The 3,588-nt window shown below is 55.0% G+C and carries 4 protein-coding genes; all 4 read right to left on the bottom strand.

Annotated elements, in window-relative coordinates:
* Nucleotides 1-25 precede the first annotated feature (25 nt).
* On the bottom strand, nt 26-889 hold the full coding sequence (locus tag B3P58_RS01445; RefSeq protein ID WP_286715545.1) for a DMT family transporter: 864 nt from the start codon (nt 887-889) through the stop codon (nt 26-28).
* 100 nt (nt 890-989) lie between these two features.
* Nucleotides 990-2,189, bottom strand: coding sequence for a flagellar assembly protein FlgT (locus B3P58_RS01440; protein ID WP_225693052.1), 1,200 nt, complete (start codon nt 2,187-2,189; stop codon nt 990-992).
* A gap of 24 nt (nt 2,190-2,213) precedes the next feature.
* Complete coding sequence (locus B3P58_RS01435) at nt 2,214-2,819, bottom strand: LPP20 family lipoprotein (protein WP_145466422.1); 606 nt, start codon at nt 2,817-2,819, stop codon at nt 2,214-2,216.
* 118 nt (nt 2,820-2,937) lie between these two features.
* Nucleotides 2,938-3,588, bottom strand: a 651-nt coding sequence (locus B3P58_RS01430) for a DMT family transporter (RefSeq protein ID WP_286715542.1), incomplete at its 5' end; no start/stop codon positions are given.

Genomic DNA, 3,588 nt, shown 5'->3' with positions numbered 1-3,588 from the left:
GGCGTAACTGGCAGGTATTTTTACCTCAGGTACGCCTGTATTCCGCCCGTAGGTTCTGCAGGTTGCCGCTGAACATTAAGACGGCACCTGCCAGCACAAACAGATCAATACTTTCCTGATAAAACAGATAGCCCACCACAGCAATTAATGGCAAACGCAGAAAATCCATGGGCACAACCACGGTTGCATCCGCCAGCCGGAATGCATGCGCCATGCAGAAGTGCGCACTCATTGCAGTAATACCCACCAGTAAAATCCAGGGCAGAGTCTCAGCCGCAGGCGTTGTCCAGTTCAGCACTGACGGCACCAGCCCGAACGGCAGTTGCATCAGCGTCATATAAAACAGAATGCACAGTGGAGTATCGGTGCGGGTCAGGGACTTGGTCTGAATATAAGAAAAGGCATAACCCAGCGCGCCGCCCAGTACCGCAAAAGCCGCAGGCTGCAGAACACCGGCGCCGGGCCGAAGAATTAATAACAGCCCGGCAATACCCAATACCAACGCCTGCAGGCGTGCTCCGGTCAGACGCTCTTTTAACAGGAAAAAAGCCAGCAACGCGGTCCAGACCGGCGTGGTAAATTCAATGGCGATCACTTCTGCCAGTGGAATAAAAGCCAGTCCGTAAAACCAGCCGTACTGGCCAGCATAATGGGCAATATTTCTCAGCCAGTGAGTTTTGAGACGTTGGGTACGGATCTGTTGCCAGCCACTGCGACTGAGCAGAATGGAGATAACCAACACGCCAATCACACTGCGGAAGAACAGGATCTGATAAGTGGTCAGCGAGTGTGACAATTCACGCCCGGATATAGCCATCAGCATAAAAGAGAGCAGCGCACCCGACATCCAGAGTGCAGCGAGGAAGGCTGGGTGACGATTGGTCAGCATGAAGATTTCCGCTCAGGGAGAAAGGCGGCAGGGTAACACAGCTGACACAGGTATAAATAAGAGCAAAGGCGAATACAATTCGCCCCGCTCTTATAAACAACTACCAGGCGATGACCATATCGTCACGCTGAATCGCCAGATGCTCTGCCGTCAGCTTCATCTCTGCAACCACAAACTGTGGCTGCACCTGTTTGATCACCACTTCAGTGGCCATATCGCTGAGCTCGGTGCGCGGTTCAAGATCGAGGTTATAGAAGGTGCCGGTACGATAAACCTGAAACTTATCACCCGGGCGAATACCGGCTCCTGCGCTGGCTTCAATATGCAGACGGTTACCTTTGGCTTTTACAATACGGGCCATAAACGGCTGGCAGCGCAAAACTTCATCCACATCATCCACCACGCCACTGAGTAACTCACGCACTTCCGCGCCATACGGCGTCTGCCAGAAATGTGGCGAGGCAAAAGGCACCCGCTCCCGCGCCGGACGGTCCCAGGCACCATGAGCAGAATAACTGCGCTGGAATAGCATGGCACCGCTTAACCCATCGTGCACAAACACATCCATTACAAACTGCCGGTCACGGTTGTTATCTTCCAGCCCTAGCAAATCCAGCCAGCTGTCCGCACCCGATGCACGGCGACTGTCGTTACCGGCTTCACCCATCATCGAAAGATCACGCACCACACCGGACACCACATACTGCGCCCCCAGCTGGGTAGCCAGAGCCACGGAGGTGGTTAAACGCTGCTGTGCGGTTTCCATTGATGGCGCACGGCGTGGGTCCTGATACAGACTGGTACGGGTCGCATCCAGTGCATGAATGGCACCGCGGTTGTTGAGCGTGTTTACCAGCACGCGGGGCAGATCCTGTTCGATATTCTGCAACTGCCCAAGCGTTGCCTGCTGTGGACGGGCCAGACCAAAACCAGCCACCGCCACCGCTTTACGATAACGCTGAGTGCTGGCCGGACACATCGCCTGCGGGGTAACATCAGCGCGTATCGCGACCTGATATAAGCCACCAGCCTGATCTTCCCACAGCACTTCAATATTTTTCAGCTGCGCGTTCGAACGCACCTGCACATCATCCTGTTGCACAACCCCCTGACTCATCAGCTGGGTACTGCTGACCTGGGCACCGGCGCGCAGACTGGCCTGACGCATAGCATCCTGCAGCGCCTGCTCACGGGCGTGGGAAATGGCACCGCTCAGTGGCGCTTCTCCGGTTACTTCCACCGTCAGAGCAGAAACCGGCAGAGAACACAGAGTCATCATTAAAATGTTCAGGATACGCATACAGCCTCCTCGCCAGACTGGCCGTTACTCAATAAAGTAAAAGCCGGTTTCCGGAACACTGGCTTCACCCTGCACACGCTGGCGCTGGCTGGATGCAAAGTTATTGCTGCCGGAAGGGCTGCCTAATGATGCGCGGCAATCAACATTAAAGCGCTGACTGTCGGCGGTCTGCAGACAGTTACGGAAGCCTTGATCGATCACCATTTCCAGCACCGTTTCCACGCTGCCATCCGGCATAACATCGGATGACACTACCCGCGCACCGTGCATATAGGTTTCGACGTAGCTGCGGAAACGGTCATTCAGCACAACCATATCGCGCACCGTGGTACTGCCCTGAATCGAGGTGCCATACACCCGCTCAGCCATCGAGCGGTAAGCATCCATCTTCGATGCGCGGATCGCCATCAGGCGGCGCTGTACGTCGCTTTTCTTTTTGTCCGTGTCCATAGCGCCATAACCAACTACACGCAGCACCATCGGCGCAATCGGATCAATTTCCTGCTCTACCGGCTGAAAATAAGCCTCGGGTTCTTCGTTCAGATTACTGTCTTCAATCAGGGCGCTGGAACATCCCTGCAACATCAACGACGTAATGGCAGTGCCTGCCACAATAAAAGGCCACTTCATAACAATCTCCCGGACAACTGAGGCGCAGGAATCTGCTCTGAATCATTGCCACGCTAAGCAGCATTGTTTACAGACAGAGATTCCCCTTGATGCACTTATCGGCCGCAGCAATAAAAAATTAAGCTTTTTTTATCCCCCGGGAGAAAGCCAGTAAGCCACGCAGTTTACGGTCAGGCCAGACATGCCACTGATACAAAGCAAGCCCTGCAAGCAACAACGCGGCGCCTAATACCGAACTCGCGGCGAGTCGTTCGTCCTTAAGCCAGAATCCCCAGAACACCGCCAATACAGGTGCGATAAGCGTAATCAGGGTAACTCGCGATGCTGGCAGATGCTGCAGCACCAGATAATACAGCATGAACCCAAGCAGCGAACCGAACACTACCAGATAGCCCAACCCCAGCTGGCTCACCAGCGGCCATTCATCCGGCAAATGCACCCCGAATAATGGCAGAGTCAGCAGATAAGCAAAGGATGACAGCCACAGCGTACCGCTGGTCTGAACCATAGGATGCAGGCCGGCATTCACCTGCTTTACCCATACCGCACTGGCAGCGAAACAAAGTACCGACACCAGCGTACCGAGAATGCCACGCCAGGCACCGGCATCCAGCGCCAGCCGGCCGGCCACAACAAAAGCCAGACCCAGCAAAGCCAACAGCAAAGCCAGCACCCGAACCGGTGTCAGCTCCCGCTCATTCAGCCAGAACCAGGCTAATGCACCGGACAACATCGGACTAAGCCCGTAGAGCACAGAAATCAGCCCGGA

This window comes from Thalassolituus sp. UBA2009, assembly GCF_002335285.1.
Classification (GTDB): Bacteria; Pseudomonadota; Gammaproteobacteria; order Pseudomonadales; family Oceanobacteraceae; genus Venatoribacter; species Venatoribacter alkanivorans.
This window is presented reverse-complemented; position numbering and strand designations above follow the sequence as displayed.